Origin of the sequence: Fulvimarina thalattae (assembly GCF_040239565.1) — a bacterium.
Lineage (GTDB): Bacteria > Pseudomonadota > Alphaproteobacteria > Rhizobiales > Rhizobiaceae > Fulvimarina.
The window spans coordinates 1-26591 of the sequence record NZ_JBEHWS010000001.1 but is presented as its reverse complement, the minus strand read 5'-3'; the positions used below and the strand labels follow the sequence as shown (position 1 = coordinate 26591).

The 26591-nt window shown below is 59.7% G+C and carries 24 protein-coding genes; 12 read left to right on the top strand and 12 right to left on the bottom strand.

Going from position 1 to position 26591, the window contains the following annotated elements; genetic code table 11:
• Positions 1-18: 18 nt before the first annotated feature.
• Complete coding sequence (locus tag ABRA89_RS00120; RefSeq protein ID WP_349939417.1) at positions 19-456, top strand: RbsD/FucU family protein; 438 nt, start codon at positions 19-21, stop codon at positions 454-456.
• A 158-nt stretch (positions 457-614) separates the two neighbouring features.
• The gene (gene galE / locus ABRA89_RS00115) at positions 615-1625 is read left to right on the top strand and encodes a UDP-glucose 4-epimerase GalE (RefSeq protein ID WP_349939416.1); all 1011 of its coding nucleotides are present in this window, start codon (positions 615-617) and stop codon (positions 1623-1625) included.
• 17 nt (positions 1626-1642) lie between these two features.
• Here the strand turns inward: galE and ABRA89_RS00110 are convergent, their stop codons facing one another.
• Together ABRA89_RS00110 and ABRA89_RS00105 are read right to left on the bottom strand one after the other, a co-directional pair.
• Positions 1643-1936 (bottom strand): hypothetical protein, encoded by a 294-nt coding sequence (locus ABRA89_RS00110; protein WP_349939415.1) that lies wholly within the window; start codon positions 1934-1936, stop codon positions 1643-1645.
• 153 nt (positions 1937-2089) lie between these two features.
• Positions 2090-2671 (bottom strand): hypothetical protein, encoded by a 582-nt coding sequence (locus tag ABRA89_RS00105; RefSeq protein ID WP_349939979.1) that lies wholly within the window; start codon positions 2669-2671, stop codon positions 2090-2092.
• Between ABRA89_RS00105 and ABRA89_RS00100 the strand changes: the two genes are divergently transcribed.
• The 4 genes from ABRA89_RS00100 to ABRA89_RS00085 all read left to right on the top strand — a co-directional run bounded on the left by ABRA89_RS00100 (position 2630) and on the right by ABRA89_RS00085 (position 7570).
• Positions 2630-4177 (top strand): putative bifunctional diguanylate cyclase/phosphodiesterase, encoded by a 1548-nt coding sequence (locus tag ABRA89_RS00100; RefSeq protein WP_349939953.1) that lies wholly within the window; start codon positions 2630-2632, stop codon positions 4175-4177. The two genes, ABRA89_RS00105 and ABRA89_RS00100, sit on opposite strands and share 42 nt — an antisense overlap.
• Positions 4178-4668: 491 nt before the next feature.
• Positions 4669-5919, top strand: a complete 1251-nt coding sequence (locus tag ABRA89_RS00095) for a response regulator (protein ID WP_349939414.1) — start codon at positions 4669-4671, stop codon at positions 5917-5919.
• Positions 5916-6239, top strand: coding sequence for an Hpt domain-containing protein (locus tag ABRA89_RS00090; protein WP_349939413.1), 324 nt, complete (start codon positions 5916-5918; stop codon positions 6237-6239). The genes ABRA89_RS00095 and ABRA89_RS00090 overlap by 4 nt, the downstream gene beginning before the upstream one ends.
• A 29-nt stretch (positions 6240-6268) precedes the next feature.
• Positions 6269-7570, top strand: coding sequence for a sensor domain-containing diguanylate cyclase (locus ABRA89_RS00085; RefSeq protein WP_349939412.1), 1302 nt, complete (start codon positions 6269-6271; stop codon positions 7568-7570).
• 140 nt (positions 7571-7710) lie between these two features.
• On the opposite strand, the gene ABRA89_RS00080 is transcribed toward ABRA89_RS00085, so the two are convergent.
• Both ABRA89_RS00080 and ABRA89_RS00075 read right to left on the bottom strand, forming a co-directional pair.
• A complete protein-coding gene (locus tag ABRA89_RS00080) occupies positions 7711-8070 on the bottom strand; it encodes a response regulator (protein WP_349939411.1) in 360 nt (119 codons plus the stop codon).
• A gap of 255 nt (positions 8071-8325) precedes the next feature.
• Entirely contained in the window at positions 8326-10008 is a 1683-nt protein-coding gene (locus ABRA89_RS00075) for an ATP-binding protein (protein WP_349939410.1), read from the bottom strand.
• A 270-nt stretch (positions 10009-10278) separates the two neighbouring features.
• Here ABRA89_RS00075 and ABRA89_RS00070 point away from each other — a divergent pair, with 270 nt between their 5' ends.
• The gene (locus ABRA89_RS00070) at positions 10279-14145 is read left to right on the top strand and encodes a CHASE domain-containing protein (protein WP_349939409.1); all 3867 of its coding nucleotides are present in this window, start codon (positions 10279-10281) and stop codon (positions 14143-14145) included.
• 425 nt (positions 14146-14570) lie between these two features.
• On the opposite strand, the gene ABRA89_RS00065 is transcribed toward ABRA89_RS00070, so the two are convergent.
• The 5 genes from ABRA89_RS00065 to ABRA89_RS00045 form a co-directional block, all read right to left on the bottom strand.
• Entirely contained in the window at positions 14571-14936 is a 366-nt protein-coding gene (locus ABRA89_RS00065) for a hypothetical protein (protein WP_349939408.1), read from the bottom strand.
• A gap of 875 nt (positions 14937-15811) precedes the next feature.
• Positions 15812-16672, bottom strand: coding sequence for an amidohydrolase family protein (locus tag ABRA89_RS00060; RefSeq protein WP_349939407.1), 861 nt, complete (start codon positions 16670-16672; stop codon positions 15812-15814).
• The gene (locus ABRA89_RS00055) at positions 16669-17808 is read right to left on the bottom strand and encodes a mandelate racemase/muconate lactonizing enzyme family protein (protein ID WP_349939406.1); all 1140 of its coding nucleotides are present in this window, start codon (positions 17806-17808) and stop codon (positions 16669-16671) included. The genes ABRA89_RS00060 and ABRA89_RS00055 overlap by 4 nt, the downstream gene beginning before the upstream one ends.
• Entirely contained in the window at positions 17805-18713 is a 909-nt protein-coding gene (gene kdgD, locus ABRA89_RS00050) for a 5-dehydro-4-deoxyglucarate dehydratase (RefSeq protein WP_349939405.1), read from the bottom strand. The genes ABRA89_RS00055 and kdgD overlap by 4 nt, the downstream gene beginning before the upstream one ends.
• 111 nt (positions 18714-18824) lie before the next feature.
• Complete coding sequence (locus ABRA89_RS00045; protein ID WP_349939404.1) at positions 18825-19577, bottom strand: FadR/GntR family transcriptional regulator; 753 nt, start codon at positions 19575-19577, stop codon at positions 18825-18827.
• A gap of 161 nt (positions 19578-19738) precedes the next feature.
• Between ABRA89_RS00045 and ABRA89_RS00040 the strand changes: the two genes are divergently transcribed.
• From ABRA89_RS00040 to ABRA89_RS00020, 5 genes are all read left to right on the top strand, one after another.
• Positions 19739-20734 (top strand): TRAP transporter substrate-binding protein, encoded by a 996-nt coding sequence (locus ABRA89_RS00040; protein ID WP_349939403.1) that lies wholly within the window; start codon positions 19739-19741, stop codon positions 20732-20734.
• Between the two features lie 136 nt (positions 20735-20870).
• The gene (locus ABRA89_RS00035) at positions 20871-21419 is read left to right on the top strand and encodes a TRAP transporter small permease (protein WP_349939402.1); all 549 of its coding nucleotides are present in this window, start codon (positions 20871-20873) and stop codon (positions 21417-21419) included.
• Positions 21420-22697: a TRAP transporter large permease gene (locus ABRA89_RS00030; protein WP_349939401.1), complete on the top strand. Its 1278-nt coding sequence runs from the start codon at positions 21420-21422 to the stop codon at positions 22695-22697. It begins immediately after the preceding gene.
• Between the two features lie 7 nt (positions 22698-22704).
• The gene (locus tag ABRA89_RS00025) at positions 22705-23499 is read left to right on the top strand and encodes an NAD-dependent epimerase/dehydratase family protein (protein WP_349939400.1); all 795 of its coding nucleotides are present in this window, start codon (positions 22705-22707) and stop codon (positions 23497-23499) included.
• Between the two features lie 206 nt (positions 23500-23705).
• Complete coding sequence (locus tag ABRA89_RS00020) at positions 23706-24311, top strand: glutathione S-transferase N-terminal domain-containing protein (RefSeq protein WP_349939399.1); 606 nt, start codon at positions 23706-23708, stop codon at positions 24309-24311.
• Between the two features lie 43 nt (positions 24312-24354).
• On the opposite strand, the gene ABRA89_RS00015 is transcribed toward ABRA89_RS00020, so the two are convergent.
• The 3 genes from ABRA89_RS00015 to ABRA89_RS00005 form a co-directional block, all read right to left on the bottom strand.
• Positions 24355-25092 (bottom strand): hypothetical protein, encoded by a 738-nt coding sequence (locus ABRA89_RS00015; protein WP_349939398.1) that lies wholly within the window; start codon positions 25090-25092, stop codon positions 24355-24357.
• Positions 25093-25336: 244 nt separating this feature from the next.
• The gene (locus ABRA89_RS00010) at positions 25337-26146 is read right to left on the bottom strand and encodes a calcium-binding protein (RefSeq protein ID WP_349939397.1); all 810 of its coding nucleotides are present in this window, start codon (positions 26144-26146) and stop codon (positions 25337-25339) included.
• Between the two features lie 248 nt (positions 26147-26394).
• Positions 26395-26591, bottom strand: a 197-nt coding sequence (locus ABRA89_RS00005; RefSeq protein WP_349939396.1) for a hypothetical protein, incomplete at its 5' end; no start/stop codon positions are given.

Sequence of the window (26591 nt, the reverse complement as noted above, 5' to 3'; positions counted from 1 at the left end):
GGAAAAGGAGGGTTTCCCGTGCTCAAAGGAATTGATCCGCTCATCGGCCCGGACCTCATCCACGCGCTCGCGCAGATGGGCCATGGCGACGAGATCGTCATCGCCGACGCCAATTTCCCGTCCTACGCTCTCGCGCGAAAGACCGTCTACGGCAGCGCCCTGACGATCGGCTGCGATGCGGTGACGGCGCTTCGGGCTATCCTGTCGCTGTTCCCCCTCGACGAGTTCGAACCGGATGCCGTGATGACGATGCAGGTGGTCAACGACCCTGAGGCCGTACCACCCGTCGTCGCCGAGGCCGCCCCGATCCTCGACGCGGCCGGCCACCAACCAAAGCCCCTCGAACGTTTCGCCTTTTACGAGCGCGCCGCCAGAGCCTTCGCGGTGGTCCACACCCTGGAAGGCCGCTCCTACGGCAACTTCATACTCCGCAAGGGTGTCGTCTTCACGAGCTGAGCCCCATCGGGTTCACCGTCGACCGATCCAGCGCATCGCCGAAAGCTGTTCTTCAGCACAGCATGATCTCGAGATCCGCGCGGTGGAACGGCATGCTATGCTGCTCGTCGCGGCCATGGGCTCACTGTTCGCTGCGCCGCAGACCTGGAGATGAATGCATGACGAACATTCTCGTCGTCGGCGGCGCCGGCTATATCGGCTCGCACACCTGCCTAGACCTGGCCGAAAAAGGCTATACGCCGGTCACCTACGACAATCTGACGAACGGACACTCGGAATTCGTCAAGTGGGGCCCGCTGGAAGTCGGCGATATCCGCGATGCCGGGCGCCTCGATGCCGTGATCGCCGCCTACGAACCGGCCGCGATCATCCATTTCGCTGCGCTGATCGAAGTGGGTGAGTCGGTCAAGGATCCGATCTCCTTCTATGACAACAATGTCGCTGGCACCCTGTCGCTGCTGGCCGCTGCCGAGCGCGGCGGTGTCGACAAGATCGTCTTTTCTTCGACTTGCGCGACCTATGGCCTACCGAACACTCTGCCGCTCGCCGAAACCCATGCGCAGGCGCCGATCAATCCTTACGGGCGTTCGAAGCTCCTGGTCGAACAGATCCTTGCCGACTGCGGCACCTACAGGGGGCTGAATTCGGTCGTTCTTCGTTATTTCAATGCGGCCGGTGCCGATCCGGAGGGCCGGATCGGGGAATGGCACGATCCCGAAACGCACGCGATTCCGATCGCCATCGACGTCGCGCTGGGCCGTCGAGGCGGCTTCACGGTCAACGGCACCGATTACGATACGCGCGATGGCACCTGCGTGCGCGACTACATCCACGTCCTAGACCTTGCGGACGCCCACAGCCGAGCGGTGCGCTACCTGCTCGAAGGCGGGGAGAGCACGCAGCTCAATCTTGGAACCGGCACAGGGACGACCGTGCGTGAACTCCTGAATGCCGTCGAGAACGCTTCTGGGCGCCCCTTTCCCGTGTCGTTCGGTCCACGCCGCGAAGGTGACTCGCCTTCGCTTGTCGCGGACAATGCCAAGGCACGCGAAGTGCTGGGCTGGACGCCGACCCGTGATCTGCGGACGATCGTCGACAACGCCTGGAACTGGCACGCGAAGAGCAATCTTGGAAGCGAAACCAAATCCGTTCCTGAGCTCGTCGGGTAGTGGGCGGCACGCCAGGCTCAATGGGCGAATTCCATCGCGAACGGCAACGCGGTCGTGAGAAGCGGATTTGGACGTACTTGCCACGCTCTTTGAGGAGGGGCCGGAGAGGCGTGATGAAGCCGACGCATGGTCGCGGTTTCGTTGCTGAAGCTGACGATCATGTCCTGCAGGTCGGTCTCGGAGATGGTGTCGAGATCGAGCGATCGCGGCAGCCATCCTCGCAATCGGCCGTTGTCGTTCTCGACACCGCCCCTCAGCCGGCCGGCGATCCGTTCTCTTTCGAGAGAGGACAGATGGACGTAGGATAGCATCGTAACACTCATTTGGTCTGGACGACCGAGCCAATACCATGTCGGCTCTGGGGTGTGGCACTTCACCTTGGAACTCAGAGTCGGTCTCAAAGCGGGTTTTCCTGAAGTTTTTATTAGTTCGTAGTTAGTACAAATCGGATAGGCTGACGTCGTTCAACAGACACCGACGATTTTCGAGCCGACCCGATGAACAAATTCAGAATATTCAGAGCGATTTTTCGTAACCGCTCGACACGCCTGCGGACCGTTCTGCTGGTGCTGATCGCGTCGGTGTTCGCCGTCAGTTCGATTCATTCGATCTGGAGTATCGATCGTCTGCTCAATCAGGATTCGGAAGCTGTCGCGGAGGCATGGGCCGAGATCTTCGCTCTGCGCACGGGACGGATCGACGACATTCTCGCCGGACAGCCAATCAACGCAGAAGAAAGACAGCTGTTTCAAGATCTCGCATCGGTCGGCGATGTCTTCCGGTTCAAGCTCTTTGGTCCGGATGGCACGCTGCGTCTGGTCTCGGATGAGCTGGACAAGACCGGGAAGGCGCAGAGCTTGTCTGGTCATCGACCGCAAATCGCGAAAGCGATCCTTGCCGGTGAGCGCTTTACGGAAGTCCATGACGGAACAGACAAAGCCAATCGGCCCGATGCATATGCCGAAGCTTATGTTCCACTTGTCGTCGGCGGTGTCACAAAAGGCGTGATCGAGGTTTATGTCGATCAGACGGAACGCAGGGGACATTATGGCGCCGTCTTATGGCGGACCATATGGGCGACGCTCGGTCTCACCGTCCTCGCCTTCGGCTACACGTTCTATACATCCCGGCTGCTGTTGCGCGAACGGCGGCTCGATGCCAAGGCGCGCCATCTTTCCCGGTTCGATGCATTGACCGGCGTTGCAAACCGGCATGTCTTCAATACCCGGCTCGAACACGCGATCTGGGAACGGGATAAAGAGGATGTCGCCGTGATGGTCATCGACCTCGACGGCTTCAAAGCGGTGAATGACAGCCTCGGCCATCAGACGGGTGACTCCCTGCTCAAGCAGGTGGCCAGATGTCTTGATGACCATTTTCGCGGCAAGGCGCTGCTCGCCCGTTTCGGCGGCGACGAGTTCGCGGTGATCGTCGAAAGAGCTGACAGCAAAACCAAAACGCGGCAGCTCGCCAGCGAGGCGATCGACTGCATCCGTGCCATAACAAGCGCCGGGGCTCATCCTGTTCGTATCAGCGCAAGCATCGGTTTATCCTTCGCGTCCGACTTGCCCGAAGGGCATAGCGAACCCGATGAGCTTCTCAAGCGAGCGGATATTGCCCTCTATAAGGCCAAGGAATCCGGGCGCGATCGCATCATGGCTTTCGAGCCCGGCATGGAGACACTCCTCAGAAAACGGAATCTGTTGCGCAGCCGCGTCAAGCAAGCGGTGGAAGCCGGTGATCTTGTCGTGCATTACCAGCCGCAACACGATGCAGCATCGGGCGCGCTCACCGGTTTCGAAGCCCTGGTTCGTATTCCGGACCAGCAGAGCGGGTTCCTCTCGCCGGCTGATTTCATACCGATCGCCGAGGAACTCCACTTGATGGATAAGCTTGGCGCCCGCGTCCTGGAACTTGCGGCAGAGGAAGCGGCACGCTGGCCGGCCCATCTGCATGTGGCGGTCAACCTGTCAGCGCAGCAATTCGAAACGGATCTCGTTCAAACCGTCAAAACGATCCTGGAACGGACGCATCTGCCGGCCCAACGCCTCGAACTCGAAATCACCGAAAGCATGTTCATCGGCGATACGGAGCGGGTCGAAGCTCAGCTCTCACAGCTGAAAGCGCAGGGTGTGCGTATCGCCATGGACGATTTCGGAACGGGTTATTCCTCGCTGAGCTATCTCTGGCAATTTCCGTTCGACAAACTCAAGGTCGACCGCTCCTGCTTCCAGCGTCTCGATCGCTCCACCGACGAAAGCGAGCGCAACCGGATTGCGGCGGTCGTCGAAACGATAGGGTCGATGGGCAGAGCCATGAAGCTGCGGGTGACGGCTGAAGGAATCGAGACGGCCGATCAGATGTCCTACGCCCACCGCTCCGGTTTTCATGAAGTGCAGGGCTTCTTCTTCAGTCGGCCGATTCCGGTCGACGAAATCCCGGCCTACATGCTTCGCTCTTTTTCCGAGCATAAACGAGAACAGGCGGCGCAGACCTCTGATCCGACAAGCGTTGAACCTTCGCCCGTCTCCGAGCTCAAGACGACGGCTTGATCCATCCGCATCGGGCGTTCCGAAGCCTATCCGGCCGGCCCTCGTTGGCAGGATACTGGTACCCCACTGCGTCTCCGCTTCGGAGGCTTCGCGTTTCCTGTCCTGGAAGGGCACCTGTCGGATCGGGCGGCGAATGCTCTTCGGGCGATCGTAGACTCAACCGAATGTCGGTCTTTCCCGCGGTGAGATTGGCCTGTGTCAGACTTTTCGGGTTAGTTGTAATCAAAGGAATCTGCGTTCACCGAAGTTTCAGCCTGCGGCGCTGTTCTGGCGAGTAAGAACAGATAGCGAGATACAGGAAAAACGGTCCACGCGCGGCGAAACGCCGCAAACGTCTCTTCCCAAGCATGACGGGCTCGAAGTTAAGCTTTTTTCGTCGCTCATCGAAGCGCGTGGTCGCGCAATATCACTTTGATTTTTCGACTTTTTAACTGCGGTTTTACTTCTCTCTTGTCTAGTGTCACGCAAAGTTGATGGGGAGGTGGCGACAGATGGATGCGTTATCAGAACAACCGATCCGTGTCGGTATCGTCGATGACGATCCTCTCTTTCTGGAACAGGCCAGTAACCTGCTCGACCTGCGTCCTGATATGGTGGGAACGCGTCTTGCAAGCTCGGCAGAGCTCGAGCGCGCCATCAAGGCAGGGTCTCTGGACTGTGTCGTGATCGACTACAACCTAGGTGGCGACAACGGGCTCAACCTGCATCTTTCCCTCGCGAACCGACATGAGAACATGCCTCCGGTCATCCTGATTTCGGGAGCTGGATGCGAGAAGACGGTGGTTCGCGCGTTTCGCAGCGGGTTCGCGGACTACGTCTCCAAGAGACAATTCAGTATCGATGAACTTTGCGGCAGTATCCGCCGCGTGGTCGGTAAGGCCCGCGCGAGCGAAAGTGCGATCAGCCAAAGCTCGTCTACGACCGTTAGCCAGAACAATGACGATCTGACCGGTCTCTTCCTTCCCGCCTTCATGGACAAACGGCTGACCGAACTTCTTGCCGATCGGCGGCGTCGCCACTTTGCCGTGATGGGTATCCGCATCTCTCAGTTGGATGAGATCAGGGCTGAGATCGGCCACATGCGCGCCGAACGGGTCGCGCATCAATTTGCCTGTGCACTCAAGCGGGTTTGTCGGTCGACGGATATCGCCGGTCATTGGAAAGATCAGGAGTGGATGGTTCTGCTCGACGCGATGCCCACAACCGACAGTATCGCCAGTGCCGTTCAACGGCTGGAAAGCGCCTTGCGCCTGCGTTCTGAGTTCGACGGCCTTCATGTCGACGCTCATCCCGAAATCAACGTGGTGTCATATCCTTCTCAGGCCGAAACCCGGCAGGCGCTGCTCGAAAAGGCGTTTCCGGAGAGAGGGCGCGACGGTCTCGATCGCAACGAAGCCGGTGGCGAGGCTGGGAAGGCAGCCGAAGACGACACTTCCTGGCTCGAGACCGACGCAGAGGGCTTGCAATCATCCCTCGTCACGAGTTTCAAGGAACGCCGCAAGGAACGCCGCAGGCGCGTCATGAAGCGCGGTCAGATCGTCTATGGCAGCCATGGGCTGACGATCATGTGCAAGGTCCGCGATCAGTCGGAGGGTGGTGCGAGATTGCGTCTCGACAGCTGGGTGGCGGCTCCGAAAACCCTCGAATTGCGGATCATCGGTTCGGATTTCCAGAAGCCTGCAGAGTTGCGGTGGCAAAAGGGATTGGACATCGGCATCGAATTCAAGGGGACGCAGGAATGACGACTTCTCAGCCGACCGAACAGTTTCAGACGCGGATGGCCGCGCTCAACGACAAATTTCGCGAGCGTTCGATGGAACAGTATCACCACCTGGTCAGCCTGACAGAGACGAAGAGCCCAGCCGTCGACGAACTCGAAGCCATCCGCAAGATCGCTCATTCGCTCGCAGGATCGGCAGGTCTCTTCGGATATGACAAGGTGGCCCGGCAGGCTGCGACCGTCGAGGACGAGATTCTGGCGAAGGCGGATTCGAACACCGTCGTTCAGCAGGTCTGCGCCCTGTGTTCGCTTATCCAGTCGGATGTCGTTATAGCTCCTTGACCGTCTCCTGTTCACGCTTCGGATAGGCCATGTCGAACCAGATCACGCAGCCAGAAAACGATCGGAGCGATGCCGTCTCCAAGTCCTCGGCGGACGAGGCGATCGCCGCGTCCCGCCCGATCGTGCGCGTGGTGACCGACGATCCGGTCGATTTCAAGCGCACTGCGGGCCTGGTCGAGGCGGTCGGCTATGCCGCCCAGGACGGAAAGCTCGCGGCAGCAAGCGATCCGGTTCTCGCGACTCTGATCAACGCGGAGCATGATCGGGATTTGGTCCGGGCCCGCGAGCAATCCGCGACGTCGAACGTGATGATGTACAATCTGCCCCATCACTTCGAGCCGCGTCTTGCTGCGGCACGGGCCGGGGTTCAGATGGCTGTGGCCTCGGCAATCAACCCGGTCGAGCTCAGCGCCTGGCTCGTCGACTGCGAGCGCAAGACCAGCACGGACGCGCATTTCTCGGTAATGATCGTCGATGACGACGAGATTGCCTCGGAGGTCTATGCCCAGGCGATCCGCGATCGCGGCATGGTCTGCCGGATCGTCTCCGAAGTCGAGACCGTGATCGAGGCGATCGACAGCGCGCCACCCGATATCATCGTCATGGACATGCAGATGCCGACCGCGAACGGTATCGAGGTTTCCTCGATGATCCGCCAGTCGCGCTCGATGCTGGCGACACCGATCGTTTTCCTTTCGGGCGAGCGCGATATGGACGTTCAATTGAACGCCCGTTCGATCGGCGGCGACGACTTCATCTCCAAGCCGATCCAGCCGGCCCTTCTGGCCGAGCGTATCAGGATGCGGGCGATGCGGGCGCTCGCCTTGCGGCAGCTCATGGAATCGGACGGCCTCACCGGCCTCCTCAACCATGCCCGTTTCAAGGACCGGGTGGAGAAGGAAATCGAGCGGTCGCGCCGCACGACCGCGCCGCTCGCGCTCTGCCTGATCGATATCGATCACTTCAAGTCCGTGAACGACACCTACGGCCACCAGCTTGGCGACCACGTCATCCAGGTTCTCGCCAGCACGCTGCGCAACAGCCTCCGGCGGACGGATGTGATCGCGCGCTATGGCGGTGAGGAGTTCGCCGTCCTTCTGCTCGATACGGAAGTGGAATACGCGCATATCGTGATCGAGCGGATCCGCGAAGGGTTTTCCGCAAACCACATCAAGCATGAAGCGGGCGAGCTGAGTGTCAGTTTCAGCGCTGGGGTCGCGCGTTGGACGAAGGATCGCGATGCGGCGACGCTCTTCCGGATTGCCGACAACGCGCTCTACGAAGCGAAGAGAAACGGCCGGGACCGCGTCGTCCTGGCTTCGGCTGCATAAGCTCTGACAACCATGTCGCAGCAAGGCATGACGGCACCCGATGCTGGAAACACGATCGGGCTGTCAGTCGCGTTTGCTCGGACGGCTTTGGAAAAAGCCGATGATCGGCCAATGCGGGGAAGTATGACCCGAAATCGGGTCTAGAGATGCTCGCGGATGCTGGAGGCGAGGGTCAGGGGATCGAATGGCTTTGGGATGACCGCCGCCGCACCGAGTTCCATGAGCGTCGCAATCTCCGATGCCTGGGCGCGCGCCGTCATGAAGATGATCGGCGTTGTCGCCGTTTTCGGGCGGGAGCGAAGCTGCGCGAAGGTCGCAGGGCCATCCATATCGGGCATCATGTAGTCGAGCACGATGAGATCGGGCTGCCACTCGGCGGTTTTCTCGAGCGCCATGGCGCCGGAGGATGCGGTGGCAACCTCCAGATCGGGATCAAGCTCAAGGGACATCTTGGCGATTTCCCGGATGTCGTCTTCATCGTCGATGCACAAAATCTTCATGGCGTATTCTCTTGGCACACAAAGAGCTGGGACATCACCGCTCAGGAAGGTTCGCGGTGCGGTCGTGACGTCTTCGGATCAGTTCACGGATGGCGTCTATGACCGGGTCGGCGCCGGTCGTCATGGAAGCTTATCGATGGAAGCCTTGGCAGCAGGTAAACGATCTCGTCTCTGGCGATCGGAAAATCGGCCTATGGTAAGCAATTTATTGCGCCATCCTGGGCCCATTCGAGCACCGCGGGCCTTGGCAGACGGTCAGGCGGCGACCGAAGCAGAAGTCTCCTCAGCGCTGGTCGCCCCGACCGAGGCATTGCTCAGTGGCAATTCCACATGGAAGGTGGTGCCGATATTGTCGGCGGTCTCGAAGTCGATACGCCCGCCCATGGTTTCCACGATCGACTTGGCGATGCAGAGACCGAGACCCGTTCCGCCCGGATTGCGGGTCGCTCCGGATGTGGCCTGTTCGAACTTGTTGAAGAGCCGGGGCTGGAAGTCCTTCGGAATTCCAGGACCACGATCCTGAACGGAAATCCGCGCCACACCATCGTACTCGGCGAGTCGGACCGTAACCGTCGATGCCTGAGGCGAGAACTTCAGCGCATTGGAGAGCAGATTTCCCAGCACCTGATGCAGGCGATCCGGGTCCACGTCCGCGACGGCTTGCTCGAAGTCGTTGACGAATTCGATCGCGATCTTCTTGTCCGGGCAATATTCGTTGCTGGCGGCGATCGCCTGCTCGACCAGCGGCTCCAAAGACTCGGGCCGGATCAAGAATTCCAGCTTTCCGGACTGAATCTTCTCCATATCGAGGATATCGTTCACGAGCAGAAGCAGGCGGTCGGTATTCGTGTGCGCAATCTTGAGAAGGCTCGAAGCCTTCGCATCGAACGAGCCGAGCTTGCCCGAGCGCAGGAGGCCGAGCGCGCCCCGGATCGAAGTCAGAGGGGTCCGCAGTTCGTGGCTGACGACCGAGATAAACTCGTTCTTCGCCTCGGCGTTCGCACGTTCCTGCGTGATGTCGCGATTATGCGTGATCAGCCCGAGGACTTTTCCTCTCTCGTCGAACAGTGGTGCCTTCAACGTCGAGACCCAGCCCGACCTTCCATTCGCGAAGACTGAGGGCTGTTCCAGCCGGGTGATATCCCGGTTTTGCAGGAGGCGCATCTCGTCCGCGTGATAACGTTCCGCGATCTCGCGCGGATGCAGATCGAAATCTGTCTTGCCGATCAGGCTTTCCGCATCTTCAGCTCCGACATTTCGGGCCGTTGCCGGGTTTGCGACGATGAACCGTCCGTCGGTGTCCTTGAAATTCAGAGCATCGGGCAACTGCTCGACCATTGTCCGATAGATCACGTTGGATTTTTCGAGTGCGTGCCGACGCTCGATCGACCGAATGGAATAGCCGATGAACAGGGCGCCGACGAAGCTCAGGGAGAGGTAAGGCAAGCCCGTCCTGGCGAGGAGATCGAGCGCAACGGAAAACGGAAGAACGAAATAGGTCAGCAGATTCGTGACCGTGACGGGTAGCGCGAAAGCAAGAAGCTCCCAGCGCGGTCGCTTCTGGCTCGCGAGGAGGTAACGCGCCGAAATGCCGGCCCCGAACGCCAGCACGATGTTGATCGCGCCGACATAGGCCGTTTCACCACCGACACTGAAACGAAATGCGACGGCGATCACGGTGCTGATCGCTCCTGCCAGCGGCCCGCAGAAAAAGCCCGCGGCCGCGACAAAGACCGTGCGAAGATCGACCATTGCGCCGCCTGTTACGGCAGGGACCATCACCATGGCTGCGACGGCCGCGCATCCCATGAGCACGCCCTTCAAACACGACTGGAGGCGCAATGGCAGCCTCGCCAGCACAACGACGCCATGATCGATAATAATGACGACGAGCGCTGCAAGGGCAAGATTTGTCAGCAGTAAGTGCCAGATCGACATTGCTCTAAGCCATACAATGATTGTCGTAATGCAATTTAAGGATGATAAGTCAGAAGAAAAGGTTAGCAGATAAGAGAACAATTTTCTACATTGAATATTAAGGATTTAATCACTGTTTTGGAAAACTGATGTTAACTAAAAATCCGAATTGGCATGCAGTTTTGTGCGGGCGTTTACTGTTCGATTGGACCTGGTCGGTAACGCTCGCGGAAATACGTCTTGCCAGCGTCAGAGTTCAGCATGCGTCCCTTTCATCCGTATTCAAAGACCTTGTCGGCTCGATTCATCGGGATTGCTGTTCTCGCCCTTCTGTACGGCATATTCGGATATGTCGGGTTGCAGCTGGCCGTGCCGCCCGGCTACGCGACGCTCATCTGGCCGGCATCGGGTATTGCGCTCGCTGGCCTTTTATATGCCGGACCGAAGCTCTGGCCGGGCGTTTTTCTGGGTTCGTTTTTCGTCAATGCCATCAACAGCGGAGCGCTCGCCCCGGATGGGATCGTGGGTCCTGGCCTTGTCATTGCAGGCGGCATTGCTGCGGGATCGTGCCTTCAGGCAGTGGTGGCCTATGCTCTCGTCACGCGTCGCTTCGGAATTCCCCTTCGCCTGAACAAACTGACCGACGCTGTCCTGCTGGGCGGATTGGCCGGGCCGGTATCCTGTCTGATCAGCGCCACTGTCGGCGTCGGAGTCCTGATAGGCGCGGGGATCATGGCTTCCGACCAGATGGCATCCAACTGGTTCACATGGTGGTGTGGCGACGTCGCTGGCGTGCTGACCGTTCTGCCGATCGCGATGCTGGCTCCGAAGGGATCGCTGAACCTGCAATGGAAGGGCAGGCCGATCGCGAGGCTTCAGACGGTCGCCCTGATCGTTCTTCTGCTTCCGCTGCTGGCCACGTTCTTCGCGTGGAAGCTGACCAGCGAAATTGCCTATAAGAACGAGGTGACGGCCTTTGCACGGCTGGTCGATGACAGCGCGCATGCGTTGAATCACCGGATCGATACTTACGTAAACAGCCTGGACGCCGGTGCTGCGCTTCTTCACGCGTCCGACCATGTATCACTGCCCGACTGGGCGCGCTTCGTCGAAACGCTGGCGATCGAGGACAATCTCAAAGGCATCAACGGGATCGGAATTATCGATCCGATCAAGCGAGACGGGATCGAGGAATTCCTGAACCGCGTCGAGGCCGATGGCGTTCCGGACCTGAATATTCGTCCGCAGACACAGAACGATGATCTTTTCATCATCAAGTATATCGAGCCGGTTGGGCCGAACCTGCAGGCTGTGGGACTCGACATCGCCTTCGAGAAAGAGCGGTATCGTGCTGCGACGAACGCCCGTGACACAGGTCGGCCGACGATCACCGGCCGCATTCTTCTGGTCCAGGACGAAAGCAAGAGCCCCGGCTTTCTCCTGCTCAGGCCCTGGTATGCCGATGGCGCGAAACTCGACACGGTGGAAGACCGGCGTAAGGCGTTTCAAGGCTGGGTCTACGCGCCGTTCATCGGCAAGAAATTCCTGGCCGGCCTGACATCGAGCCAGGGGCGCACCCTCGACATTTCGGTCTACGACGGTCCCACGGCGGATGCCGAACAGCTTATCTACAGCAGCACCGCCTCCGTTGGGGATCTCTCGGGCGAGGCGCAATTCATCCAGAAGAAGACGCTCAACATCATGGAGCGCGACTGGACGATCGTCTGGCAGAGTACGCCGATCTTCGAAGCCTCCGCGCGTACCTACGCGCCGTTGTTCATTCTCATCGGTGGTCTCTTGATCACCCTCCTTCTCGGGCGGCTGCTCTACACGAATGAGCGGCGCAGCGAGGAAATTCGCCAGCAGGTGGAACAGCAGACCGAGGAGATCGCGGCCCGCGAGCGAGAAAACCGCGCCGTCATCGATACCGCGGTCGTCGGTGTTCTGGTTCTCGACGAAGACCAGCGCATTCTGTCGGCCAACGATACCGCGCAATCCATGTTCGAATATTCCGCCGGTGAACTTCTCGGGCGGGAGATCGGCGATCTGGTCGATCTCGAAGCCTCCAAAGAGCGGCAGCCGAAGCAGGGAAAAAGCTGTACGACCTCGCCCACTCATCTCCTCTTCGGGATCACTCCGGCGCTACGGGCCAGGACGAGATCGGGTGCAGAAATCGTTTTGGACCTGCAACAGAACGCGTGGAAGACGGAACAGGGCCAGCTCCGCACGACGCTGATTATCCGCGACATCACGGTGGCGAGCCGTGTCGCCGCAGCTCTGGAGCTCAGTGAAGAGCGCCTCAGCCATGCGATGGAGGGCGCCGAACTCGGTGTCTTCGATATCGATCTCACAACCGGACGATCCTTTGTATCGCACACCTGGAAGACGATGCTCGGCTTTGATGTCGACGCCGAGATCGATGCGCAGGCGGAATGGCTGTCGCGCATCCATCCCGAGGACAAGCCCAGCCTGATGGCGGCCGACAAGGCTTGCATGGATGGGCTGACAGCTCGATCGGAATGCGAATATCGATTCCGGCATGCCGATGGACATTGGATATGGCTGCGCTCGGACGCGACGATCAACGAGCGATCTGCCGATGGGAAAGCCCTGCGGATGGTCGGCATCCAGATGGATGTATCAGAGCTCAAGGAAGCCGAAGCCGGGTTGCGCTCGACCAGGGAACGTTTGAGAACGACGATCGAGAATGCGCCTGTGGGTATGGCGCTGATGGACACAACGGCCGACTGGCTGCAAATCAATGCCTCGTTCCGAGATCTCACCGGCTACGAAATCGACGATCTCAACGGTCAGCGGATCTGCTCAATCGTCCATCCCGACGATTGCGAGCAGATCCGAACTCTCCTCGGCAGTCTCTTTTCCGGCGAAAGCAGCCGTCATCTGACCGAAATCCGCGTCAAGCATCGCGACGGCCGTTTGATCTGGTGCCTTTTGAGCCTGTCCTTCGTCGCTCCGAGCCCGGACTGTTCGGATCTCGGCTATGCCATTCTGCAGTTCCAGGACATCAACGACCGCAAGGAGGTCGAGCGGCTGAAGAGCGAGTTCGTCGCCACCGTCAGCCACGAGCTTCGAACGCCGCTGACATCGATCCGCGGTTCGCTCGGTCTCGTTCTCGGCGCACAAGCCGCCACTCTGGCGCCCAATACCGAGAAGCTTCTTCGCATCGCTCACAACAACTGCGAGCGTCTGGTCAACCTCATCAACGACATTCTCGATATCGAGAAGATCACGTCGGGGGCCATTCCCCTTGAAAGGGAGACGCACAGCCTCAACGCGCTTGTTCGCGAAGCAATCGATACGCTTCAACCGATCTTCGAAAAGGCCGAAGCCAGCGTCATTCTCGCGGCGCGTGAAGACGAGCTTCTGGTCGATGTCGACGCACACAGGGTCCAGCAGGTTCTCGTCAATCTGTTATCCAACGCCGCGAAGTTCTCTCCCGCCGGCGGCACGATCCATCTGGGGCTCGAACGCAGACACGGAATGGCACGCTTTACGGTGACCGACGAAGGGTCAGGTGTGCCGCCGGAGTTCAGGACGAAGATCTTCGAGCGCTTCAGCCAAGCGGACTCATCGTCGACACGGGCGAAAGGTGGGACCGGGCTCGGTCTCAGCATCTGCAAGGCGATCATCGACCGTATGGACGGCGAGATTGGCTATTATAACACTGAGGACGCCGGCGCCGTCTTCTGGTTTGAACTGCCGCTCGCCGTCTCTTCGCTCGAACCGCTTTCAGTGCAAACGGAGAACGCTGACGCGGTTCACGCGCATGCCCCACGGCTGGCCCATGGCCTGCATGTGGAAGCGGATGACGATTTTGCCGAGATCCTGCGTGCCATGGTCCGCGGCAAAGCCGAACTGACGCGCGTGACATGCTTGAACGAGGCGCGAGAGAAAATTCAGCTTGGCGACTTCGACTTCCTGATCCTGGATGGCCACTTCCCCGATGGGACCGCGGATGATTTCCTGTCCGATCTCAGCGGTACCGGGCAGTCGCTTCCCACCTTGCTGCTATCCTCCGAGGATATCCTGCTGCGCGAGGCTCGTGCCGACTTCGAGATCGTCAAGTCTCGCTCCACCGACAGGGCGATCATCGATGCCATTGCCGCGATTGCGGACAAGCTGCCAACGGCGGCGTAAGGCTGGGGCGGCGATCACGCGGCAGTTCGTAAAGGATGGGCGAGAAGACGGAGCCCCGGAAGGTTCCGTGAAAGAATCCGCCCTCATAACCCTCTGGGGGCGAACTATGGCGACTTCGCAGAATCTCAGGAACGCAAAAGACCCGTCGTTTCCCAAGAAGCCGACGGGTCCTCTTCGTTTTCCCGATGCCCTGCGAGAAAGCATGGAAATGCTTGCGATATCAGCTTGAGCGAGCCTGTTCCCTCAGAGCTTCAACCTCATGATCTAAAACGTGAAACGCTCTGCAGACCCTCCGAATGGGTCTAGAAGTGCATTTCTCCGTGAGACGGTTTCGCACGCTCGCATTCGGCCTTGCCGGAACGGCTGTAATCAGTGCCGGAGGCTTCTGACCTTCAAATACTGTCGCCTTGGCGGTTTTCGGAATCTTATTGGGCCTGGATGTAGCTGACGCCCAATTCGGTCTTGTTTTTCCAGACCACTTTGACGCGGCGGGTCTGCTTTTCGATCTCGTCGAACAGGACGAGAAAGGTGGGCAAATCGCGCTCCCGGAAGAGCTTCAAGCGCGCGCCGCCATCCGAAACATCAAGCATCATCCCGTCTTCGACGTTTTGGGTATCGAATGTCGAAAGCACCACGGGTCTGAGCCTCGTCTTGCGTCGCGTCGAACGTCGTTTCTCGGCGGGGTTCGCGAGTGGCGCGCGATCTTCTTTGGGTGCCATATCCGCTGCGATGAGCGCAGCCATTTCAGGCTCCCCCACGCTGCAGAGCTTTCCCTTGAAGCGCAGGCCCATTTCGACCGCCGTAATCCATGCGACCTTTGCGAAGCAACAGGTCCGCTCCGAAACGTCGAACAACGTTATCTCTTGTGGAAGACGATCGGTATTCACAAGCCGGCGCAGCCGCGCGCCCGACTTGGAAAGATCCTTGAACGACGCGCCTTCGATATAACGCCGGTTCGTGTTCGCGACTATCGCTTGCCGAAATCTGACCCGATGGCGCGGCTCCTGCCGTCTCTCGCTCATTGCGCAACCTCCAAAACGCAAAATACCCCAAGCAGACGCCATGTTTGCTGTTCAGGAACTAATATTCGGTTGATGGAAACCTTTGCTATCTCAAGTCATTACATTGTATCTCATGTTATCATTGAGCGCCAAGAACCCTATTATTGAGCTGCTCACAACCGCATTCTTGCCGAGCACGGGATCGACACTGATTACGCTGCCTTGCAGACTCGCCTGGAGGTGGAAAAAACGGCCGACCCGGAATTCGGTCCTCTGCCAGAAGACCGCGACACCCTCCGATACTATGGCCTGCAAAGCCATTGAGCATGTGTCTGTGCATAGAGACGAAACCCGCGTGTGAGCGGCGAGAGGCGCTAAACCTCTGGTAAGAACCGCTCGCTCGCCACTTCAGACCCCATCATCCCGGACCGTCTTCGACCGCGGTTTCCGTAGCCTCGAGCGTCGAATGCTTGGTGATTGGTGCAATCGGATGGGAACGGGTCGATCGGCAAAAGTCCAATACGTGCCTCAGATGAGACGACGTTTATCCGACGGCCGACATCGCGGCGATTGCCGGCAAGCGCTGACGCTTCTGTGCAAGCGGGAATGTGTTGGTCGCGTCTATTGGCAGACGCTTCGGTCACACGAGCTCGAAAACACGGGACTTAAGAGAAACCGAACAGGCTCTCCGGATTATCAACCAGAATCGTCTTGCGGTCCGCTTCGCTCTCAATCCAGCCGAGAACGGTATCGAGAAGGGCTGCGTCGTTTGGGTATTCGGCGGTGGTCTTGGCGAGATTGTGGGGCCAATTCGTGCCCCAGAGGATGCGTTCCGGGGCGTGGGCAGCGAGATCGCGGGAGATGGCGGCGATGTCGGGATAGTCGGGGCCGCCGGTTTTCGAGGATTCATAGCAGCCAGCGAATTTGAACCAGCAATTGCCGCGGTCGATCAGGCTTTTGACGGCGGCGATTTCCGCCGAATCCGGCGTGGTGCCGGAGAAGAACTTGCCGTGATGGTCGATGATGAAGCGGCTTTCAATGGCGATGAGACGCGGCATGTGATCGAGGATGTGGCTGCCGTCGAACTGAACCGCGACGACCCAGTCCATCGCTTTGGCTTTCGCGTCTACCGCTTCGAGACCTTCGAGACCGACCGCGCCGCCGGGCAGGTCCATGATCCGCGCCCCGCGCACCCCGCCATCATGCAGCCGTTGAAGCTCCATGTCCGAGGTCGTGCCGTCGATAACCGCGACGCCGCGCGCCACATCGCCCATGTCGGCGAGGCAGGCGAGGAGGTTCTCGTTGTCGCCCTGATGGGCGTTGCCTTGGGTGACGACGACACGGTCGATGCCGAGCCAGTCCATCACTCTCCGATAATCGTCCGGGCTCGGCAGACCTTCTGGCAAAGGCGGGCCGGGATCGATCGCCGGAAAGCCGGGCAGGAACATGTGGGTCTGGGTGTCCACGGTGCCCTTGGGCAGGCGTATTGCGGGCTTTTTGCCGGTATAGATCCGCTCGATCGTCATGTCGCGTCCTTCATGCGGAACTCCTCGATCGCGTCGCGGTTCGGCTCGAAGCCGATGCCGGGACGGTCGGGGATCGAGAGCATGCCGTTCTCATGCTCGAAGGGCGTTGCCGCGATCGCCTGACGGAACGGGTTCGGCGTGCGGTCGAATTCGAAGATCGGCGCGATTGCGTCACGGCGCGGCGGATCGGGCAGGAGCGACGCGCAGAATTGCAGGGACGCCGCGATCTGGACGGCCGTCCCCCAGACATGGGGGACCAGCCGCACGCCGTGGAGCGCGGCCATATCGGCGACCCGGCGCATTTCGGTGAAGCCGCCGACGCCGCAGAGATCGGGCTGGGCGATGTCGATCGCCCGCGTCTCGAAAGGCTCTTTGAAGCCGAAGCGGCCGTGCCATGTCTCGCCGCCGGCGACCGGGATCGGCTGGCCGGCGCGGACCGCGCGATAGGCTCCGAGCTGTTCAGGGATCACCGGCTCTTCCAGCCAGTCGATGTCGTAGTCCGCCGCCGCCTTGCCGAGGCGGATCGCCTCCATCACGTCATAGCCGTGATTGGCATCGACCATCAGCCGCGCGTCCGGTCCGATCGATTCGCGCACGGCCTTGATGACTTCGAGATCCTGCGGGACGCCGAAGCCGATCTTGATCTTCACGGCGTGGAAGCCCGCCGCGATATGGGCGGCGCATTCCTCCGCATTGTCACTCACCCGGTCGACGCCGTCGCGGCGGAAGGAGCCGGTGGCATAGGCCTTCACGCTCTCGCGTATCCGCCCGCCGAGCAGCGTCGCGACGGAAACGCCGAAGCGCTTGCCCTTGATATCCCAGAGCGCGACGTCGATGCCGGAGAGCGCCGTCACCGCGAGGCCTCGCTGGCCCTGGTCTCGGAAGAGGTTGTAGAGTTCCTGCCAGAGCTTTTCGGTCTCCAGCGGATCGCGGCCGATCAGGCGCGCGCTGTAGGCTTTCACGATTGCCGCATTGGGGAGCGCCGGTCCGAGGCATTCACCCCAGCCGGTGGTGCCGTCGTCGCAAGTGATCTCGACGAGGCAGTGCTGCCGCCGGTCGAAGCGCATGGAGGCGCTTTCGAAGGGCGTGTCGAGCTTGTGGTCGAGGATATGCGTTGCGACGGAGGTGATCTTCATAGGGTCTTGGCGCGCTCGATCAGGTCTTTCAGCATGGCTTCTTCCTCGCCGGTGAGATCGGTGAGGGGCGGGCGCACCCCGCCGGCCTCGAAGCCGGCGAGCCGGACGCCGGCCTTGATGGCCGAAACCGCATAGCCCTTCTGCCGGTTGCGGATCGCCATGAAGGGATAGAAGAACTCCTTCAGGATCGTCTCGGTGCGGGCGCGGTTTCCGGCGCGCAGATTGTCGTAGAAGTCGATCGCGAGCGCCGGCACGAAGTTGAAGACGGCCGAGGAATAAGTGGTGAAACCCGCGCCGAGATAGGCGTCGGCGAAGAGTTCGGCGGTCGGCATGCCGCCGAGATAGGTGAGCCGGTCGCCCGCTGTTGCGGTGATCTGGCGCACGAGGCCGATATCGCCCGAACCGTCCTTGAAGCCCACGAGATTGGGGCAGGCTTCGCAAAGCCGCATCAGGGTGTCCGCCTGAAGGATCGCATTGTCGCGATTATAGACCATGACGCCGATGGAGACGGCATCGCAGACCGCCTTCACATGGGCGTAAAGGCCTTCCTGTGGCGCATCGATGAGATAATGGGGCAGGAGCAGGATGCCGTCGGCTCCCGCCTCCTCGGCAGCCTTGGCGAGATCGACGGCGATCGTCGTCCCGTAGCCGCAGCCGGATATGATCGGGGTATCCCCGGATGCCGATTTGGCGGCCCTCACGATGGCAGGGACTTCCTCTGGAGAGAGCGAGAAGAATTCGCCCGTCCCGCCGGCGGCGAAGAGCGCGGCGGCCGGAAATCCCGAAAGCCATTCGATGTGCTTGCGGTAGGGCCCTTCCGTGAAGCGGCCCTCTCCATCGAAAGCGGTGACCGGGAAGGAGAGGAGGCCGGCACCGAGGGCGGCTTTGAGAGCTTGCGGGTCCATGGAAGAGCGGTCCAAGTCGGAGAATCGGGTCAGCGGCGATCATAAATCGTCGCATGCCTCTGTCAACAACCTGTATGATAAGTTGGTGCGAACCGGCGCTGGTCCGGAGGCTCATACGCGGCGAAGAAGGCGGCGGTAGCGCGACTGACTGCCCTTCAGGTGTTGGCGCATGGCCTCCCGTGCCGCCGTCTCGTCCTGCGCGGAGATCGCGTTGGCGATCAGCCGGTGCTCGGCCTGGATCTGGTGAAGATAGTCCGCCGGCGTTCGCTCATGACGATCGTCCTGGAGGGCACGGCGCGGGATGACCCCGTGCCCCAGCATTTCGAGAAATTCGCGGAAGCGGCCGTTGTTCGTCGCATCTGCGATGGCAAGATGGAGCTCGAAATCGGCATCCGTCGTCGCCTCGCCGGCAGTGATTAGCGTCTCGATCGCCTCGCAGCCCTCGTGGATCGCCTCATCCTGGGCGGGCGAACGGCGCTGGCTGGCAAGCCCGGCCGCCTCGATCTCAAGGGCTGCGCGAAGCTCGAGGATCTCGATGACGGAGCTGATGCGCGATGGGTCCACGCCGTTGAAGCCTGGCGAGTTCGGGGCGTTCGTCGCGATGACGAAGACGCCCGCGCCCTGTCGCGACTCCACCAGACCGTCGGAGCGCAGGAACGCGATCGCCTCGCGGATCACCGTGCGGCTGACGTCGTATTGCGCGGTGAGTGCCGCCTCGCTCGGCAGTTTCTGGCCGATGGGAAAGCGGCCCGAGAGGATGATCTGGCGCAGGTCGTCGCTGACCTTCGTCACGAGATTGCCCCGGCGCGTGCCGGTTCGCCGCTCCGTTCTGGCGCCGTTTTCTCTCGTCTGAATTACGCTCACCGCCCGCCTCCTTCCGGCACCCGTCCCGCGTCCCCGGCTTATCCTACTCCCGGCAGGAACGGTACCCGCCATCCGCTTGACAACTTGTATGATGAATGCATCATGTCGCTTCGAAAGCCATCTGACAATAGTCGGACTTTTTCATCGGGAGGAACATCGACATGACCCTACACGCCCTCATGCGCACGACGATGCTCGCTGGCGCCGCGGCACTGACCTTCGCCTCTGCCGCGAACGCCGCCGACTGGCGCGGCTGGAACATCCATCCGGAAGGCTATCCGAATACCGTCGCGCTGGAAAAATTCGCAAAAGACGTCACCGACCGGACCGAAGGCCGCGTGACGGCCGAAGTCTTCTCCAACGCCGTTCTTGGCGATCAGCCGGACGCGATCGATCAGGTGCGCAACGGCGCGCTCGATTTCGCGAACTTCAATCTCGGCCCGATGGGCGAGTTCGTGCCCTCGATCAACGTCCTCTCGCTGCCCTTCCTCTTCACCGGCGTCGACCAGATGCATGCGGTGATGGACGGCGAGATCGGCAAGCGTTTCTCTGACAACATGTCCGAGGAAGGCATCATCGCGCTCTCCTGGTTCGATTCCGGCGCGCGCTCCTTCTACGACACCCAGCGCCCGATCCAGCAGCCCGCCGACCTCGACGGGCTGAAGATACGCGTCATGAACAACCAGCTCTATGTCGACATGGTCGACGAGCTCGGTGGCAATGCGACGCCCATGGCCTATGGCGAGGTCTACCAGTCGATCAAGACTGGCGTGCTCGACGGAGCGGAGAACAATTTTCCGTCCTTCGAAAGCTCCAATCACTACGAGGTCGCGAAGTATTATTCCCTGACCGAACATCTGATCCTGCCGGAATGCGTCTGCATCTCGAAAGCGAGCTGGGATTCGCTTTCGGAAGAAGATCAGGAAATCGTCCGAACGGCTGCGATCGAGGCCGCCGAGGAGCAGCGCCGTCTCTGGGCCGAGCGCGAGAAGGAAAGCCGGGCGAAGGTCGAGGAAGCTGGCGTCGAGATCAACGAGATTGCCGACAAGGCCGCCTTCCAGGACATGATGAAGCCCGTTTATGACGGCTTCCTTGAAAGCAATCCGGATCTGAAGTCGCTCGTCGACGATATCCAGTCGACGCCGGCGGAAGGCTGAGCCTTTCTCCACGGCTTGCGGCTGCCCGAAACGAGGCGGGCGGTCGCACTTCATTCCGCAGGTCATCCTCTGTGCCCCGTTGCGGCGTGCTAACCGTCGCAACGGCCCTTTGTCTTTCACCATTCGGCAGCCGACCATGAGCCACGCCCCGCTGTCTTCCGCAGAACCTGAGGCGGAGATGCGCCTGCCGACCCCGCTCGCGCGTGTGAAGCACGGCCTCGACTGGATCGCGTCAGCCTGTATGGCGATCGCCGGCGTGATGATGGTGATCCTGATCGCGATCTTCGGCTGGCTGGTCTTTGGGCGCTACGTCCTCAACAACACGCCCACCTGGGTCGAGCAGGCCGCTCTCCTCCTCATCGTCTGGATCACCTTTCTGGGTGCGGCGGCGGGTGTCTGGCGCTCCACCCATCTGTCGATCGACTTCGTTCGCGAGGCGATGCCAAGCCTGCTGCGCGATGTGCTTCGCGTCCTCACCGATGTCGGTCTCCTGATCTTCGGCGGCTACATGGCGTGGTACGGCGCGACGCTGGCCCTCAACAATGTCCGCCGCACCGTTCCCATGCTGGGCGTTTCGGAAGGCTGGCGCGGCATGCCGCTCAGCCTCTGCGGAGCGCTGGTGGTGGTCTTCGCCCTCGCAAAGCTCGCGATCCACGTTTTCAACCTCACCCGAAAGTCCGGCTGAATGGGCCTCATTCTTCTCTTCGGCACCTTCTTCGCCGCGATGATCGCTGGCGTGCCGGTCGCCTTCGCCCTGGGCCTCGCGACCATTGCGGGCTTCATCTACGAGGGCATCCCGCTCTTCGTCGCCTTCCAGCGGATCATGTCGGGGATCTCGGTCTTCTCGCTGCTCGCGATCCCGTTCTTCATCTTTGCCGGCGATCTGATGATGCAGGGCGGCATCGCGGCCCGACTCGTGCGTCTCGCGGCGGCCGCCGTCGGGGCGCTGAGGGGCGGTCTCGGCCTCGTTAACGTCTCGGCATCCATGCTCTTCGGCGGAATTTCCGGATCGGCCGTCGCCGATACCTCCGCGCTCGGCTCGATCCTGATGCCGGTGATGAAGGAGAAGGGTTACGACGCGGACTATGCGGTGAACGTCACCGTCACCTCCTCGGTCGCCGGCGTCGTCATTCCGCCGTCCCACAACATGATCCTGTTTTCCGTGGCCGCCGGCGGTGTCTCGGTCTCGCAGCTCTTCATAGCGGGCGTCGTTCCCGGTGTCCTGATGTGCGTCTGTCTCGCGATCGCGGCCTATATCGTCGCGGTGAAGCGCGGCTATGGTGGCGAGAAGTTTCCCGGCTTTGCGGCTCTCGCGACAAGCTTCGTGGTCGCCATTCCGGGGCTCTTCACCGCCGTCATCATCGTCGGCGGCGTCCTCTCCGGCATCATGACCGTCACCGAATCCGGTGCCTTCGGGGCGATTTACGCGCTTCTCGTCACAGTGCTCGTCTACCGCGAACTCTCATGGGAGGGGTTCAAGGCGGCCGTCCTCAACTCGGTGAAGACGACGAGCCTCGTCATGATCCTCGTCGCGACGGCTTCCGCCTTCGCCTATCTTCTCGCGCTCTACCGCGTGCCGGAGACGCTCGCCGGATCGCTGACGGCGATCTCGGACAATCCGATCGTCATCCTCCTCATGCTCAACGTGATTCTGCTCGCCCTCGGCATGATCATGGACATGGCGGCCCTCATTCTCATCTGCACGCCGATCTTCCTGCCCGTCGTGCGCGATCTTGGCATGGACCCGATCCAGTTCGGCATCGTGATGATGATGAATCTCGGCCTTGGCCTCTGCACGCCGCCGGTGGGGGCCTGCCTCTTCGTCGGCTGCGTCATCGGCGGGGTGAAGATCGAACAGGCCGTGAAGACGATCTGGCCGTTCTACCTCGCGATCCTCGTCGCCCTGATGCTCACCACCTACGTCCCCGCCATCTCGCTGGCGCTTCCAAATCTCTTCCAATAGGCAAGGCATGCTTGAAAGACTTCTCATCACCGGTGCGGGCGGCGGGCTCGGCACGCTCCTCCGTAACCGCCTCTTTCATGTGGCACAGACGGTCCGGCTCTCCGATGTCGTCGATCTCGGTGCGGCCGCTGAAAACGAGGAGATCGTGCCTTGCGATCTCGCCGACCGTGACGCCGTTCAGGCGTTGGTCGAGGGCTGTGACGGCATTCTCCATCTTGGCGGCGTTTCGGTCGAGAAGAGTTTCGACACGATCCTCCCGGCTAATATAACCGGCGTCTACAATCTCTACGAAGCCGCCCGCGTCGCCGGCATGCCGCGCATCGTCTTTGCCAGCTCCAACCACACGATCGGCTACTATACCCAGGATACGCCGCTCACCAACGACGTGCCGATGCGGCCGGACGGGCTCTACGGCGTCTCGAAATGCTTCGGCGAAGCGGTGGCGAACCTCTACCACGACAAGTTCGGCCAGGAGACGGCGCTGGTGCGCATCGGCTCCTGTTTCCCGGAGCCGCGCGATCACCGTATGCTCTCGACATGGATGAGCCCGAACGACTTCGTCTCGCTCATCGAATGCGTCTTCCGCGTTCCCCGCCTCGGCTGCCCGGTGATCTGGGGCGTCTCAGATAACGACGCCCGCTGGTGGGACAATTCCGCCATCGCCTATCTCGGCTGGCGACCGAAGGACAATTCGGAAGTCTATCGCAAGAAGATCGACGCCGCGATGGAGCGACCGTCCCCCGACGCGCCAGATGCGGTCTATCAGGGCGGCAAGTTCACGGCCGAGCCGATCCACTCGTGACAGCCATCGTTCGAGATGTCTGGCTCGACCCCCGGCGGTTTCTCTCGTCTCTCAACCACTTGCGAGATATCAGTAAAATGCTGAGCGGATGTCTCATGCATCTTGATGTCAGAAGTCTACAAGAGCCACTCTGAGACCGTGAAAGGTTGCTTTCACAGGCTTCGCGCTATCTGCCCCTGCCGCAAGTCTAGCTGGGACGGGATGTTATGAAGCTCTTCAAGAACAACACGTCACCCTTCGCGCGCGTCGCTCATGCGATGCTTATCGAGGCCGGGGCCTCTGTCGAGATCGACATGGTCAACCAGTGGGAAAGCCCGGATCGGCTCGTCGATCGCAATCCGGCCCAGCGGATTCCGACACTCGAACTCGACGACGGCACGATCCTCACCGAAGCGCTGATCATCGCGACCCATGCCGCCGACATCGCACCGGAGGGCTCGCACCTCAAGACGATGACGACGACGGATTACGAGATCACCGGACTTGCCTTCGGCGTATTCGATGCAGCCGTCTATATGTTGAACGGGCGCAAGATCGTGTCCGGGGAATTCGGCGATCCGGCCTTCGACGGTTCCGAAATGGGCCTGCGCCGCAGGCGTTCGATGTCGAACGGGCTCAAGCGTTTGGAAGGCATGACCGAGGATCTTTCGACGAGCGCGATAGGCCTTGCCGAAATCAGCGTGGTGACCGCCCACGACTATCTGGCGCTGCGTTTTCCCGACGCGAATTGGTTGCCGGAGACGCCGAACATCGACGCGTTCATTGCAAGCGTCGGCAACCGCCGTTCGATCGGTAGCACGATGCCGGGCTGAGGTTCTAAACAAGCCCAGCGTGATTTATCTTCCGGCTGGGTCCTCAGAATGACGTGGCAGCTCTCTGAGCATCCACGAAGACTGTCATTTCGCCGCTGATAAAGCGCTCCATATTGTATTGATACAGCGCGTCTTGCAGAGCATTTAGGTCTGTAGCGCTAGAGGATGAGAGCGCTTCATTCATGTACTGGCTGACATAGCCACCAGTCGTCATACTTCCCCTGATGCCACTCATCTGCATTCTCGTGAGGAACTCTATGCCTTCTTCAAGGGACTCAAAGCCGTTACGTGTTACCGGTTTCCCGTCCTCGAATGAGACGACGGTACCGGTCTGAACAACCGAGGGCTTCGATGTCGCCATTCCAAACAGGAATTTGGCGTAAAACGAGTCGAGCGCAGCCTCCGAGGTCTCAGGGCTAAGGCTCATCAATTCCGAGTCGTTCAGCGTCGTGTATCTCTCATTTTCACCGAGCGGACGTTTCAATTCACGCTCAAGCGCAGCTCTTGCTTCGGCAATTTTCGGCGCGATCTTCGTGTCCCGAACTTCAGAAATCGCATCGATGACTGTGCCTGCCCATTCGACCATTTCCGCTCGCTCACTTGCCGTGAGCTGGGCGGTCTTCGAACTCGCTACCGGACCGACGGGATCATAGGCGGATTGGTCTGTGGAGGAAACCGAGTTTGCGCCATCGAGACCGGATGCGCTGGTAAGGGCCCGTTGACTCGCGTTTGGACCGTACAGCTTGAACGCGTAACCATTGCTAATAATGTTGATGTACATTGCGGGCTCCGTTGCTACTCAGAATATGTTGGGGAGCCAAGCTTTATAAACAGGTAATTTTATATCTAAAGTGGCAATTTTATCTCTTTTTGAGTCGTAAAACTTCTGAAGTCAATATTAGGAAGCGCTTCTAACGCCGGAGGATCAGCTATCACAGGAGGAGCCGAGTTATTTCCTCCTGCGATAGATCTGATAGGTTTTAGATTAGCTGCCAGTGCCGATAAATACCGGCATCCATCGCGATCTAGCCATAAAAATTTTGTAAATATACCAAAGTAGATAAGTCTTCGCTGCTACTATATGCGACCACTATCGTTCCTTCGCCACCGTAAACCGAAGCATCAATTGGGATATATTCGATGTCCGCCGGTGTATTGGTAAAAATTATTGTATCAAAAGTAGAAGAAAAATCAATTATAGTATCTATATCATCGCTGTTCAGAGATTCGGTTGAAAAATCAAATACGAAAGTATCCGATCCACTATCGCCACGGAGCAAATCGGAGCCAGTTCCGCCTTCTAGAGTATCATTGCCGGTGCCGCCATATAGTTGATCGTCGCCTCCGGCACCGAAGAGGTAATCGTTACCGGCTCCGCCGTGGATGCTATCGTCACCAGATGCAAACGGGCTTTCTGTTCTATAGTCTCCATAAAGAAAATCATCTCCTCCCTCACCGGAGATGAAATCGTTATCACCGCCACCCTCGACGATGTCTCTTCCTCCTCCGGAAAAGAGCGTATCGTTTCCATCGAAACCCTTCAAAATATCGGAGCCGTTGCGGGTGAAGAAACTGTTGTTTGCAGCGGTCGAGGTCGATCCGGCTAAGTAGTAGTTTGAGTTATCAGAGGCTGGAAAAACTGCTTGTCTGCTGGAAATAGGAATTTCCGGAGGGTATCGAGGGGGTAAAGTCCGGGGACTGTGGCATGTATGGTCTCCTTGAAGCGCACCAGCGCTATATAGTGGCAAAATGCTATTAAAGGATAATTCTTTTTTATCTCTAATAGCAATCGATTTCCCTTTTCTAGAGACCGAAGTGGCGCAATTTTGCAACATGATCAGCCGTGACCGGAAGCTGCGCCTTCTGAGAATCAGGCCTTGAAGAATCAACCGATTTCAGTAGGTGTTGATCCCCTCTTGCTCTCCACTCCTGATGAAGCCGCGAGTGCTTTGGCGTGAAATCGCCCGTCGCGGATATGCTCGGTATTCCGGGGATCTTACCGATCATAGGTGGAGGGTCAGCAGACCCGGTTCGCTTTCGCCCAAGAACGGCGGGTATCCACGAGCCGTCGAGCACCTCGCTGTTATAAACACGCCTCTCGATCCGCTGCCCGGCAGCTTAACGAATGGCTTTCAATGCCGCTAGGCCGTATTCTCATAAGCGGGTTCACGCCGGTCGCCTGATTTGATTCACTCTCCTGGAAAGGAGACTGAATATGCGCCGTCACGAACTGACCGATGCCGAATGGAAGATTATCGCGCCGCTGCTGCCGCAAAAGAG